Genomic DNA, 252 nt, shown 5'->3' on the forward strand with positions numbered 1-252 from the left:
GCGTTTGCCGACACGCGCCGCATCGACGCCCGCGCGGCCGATATCCAGACGCTGCAGATCCGGCTCGATGCGGTGGCGGGGCATCTGGACATCGCGGTGCCAGGCGGGTTGCGGCTGGGCCTGCTGGGCGATCTTTCCCGGATCGCCGTCACGGGGGCGACGCCGGACATGCTGTCGCTGCATCCCGCGTTGGGCCGGCGCGCCAGCCAGGCGCCGTATGGGTTGCCCGACCTGGGCATGCTGCGGTCGGTG

At 72.6% G+C, this 252-nt stretch carries 1 pseudogene; it reads left to right on the top strand.

The window, feature by feature from the left end:
• A pseudogene (locus tag SB751_RS33325) lies at positions 1-252 on the top strand (hypothetical protein); the annotation flags it as partial.

It is taken from the genome of Cupriavidus sp. SIMBA_020, assembly GCF_046535395.1.
Lineage (GTDB): Bacteria > Pseudomonadota > Gammaproteobacteria > Burkholderiales > Burkholderiaceae > Cupriavidus > Cupriavidus campinensis.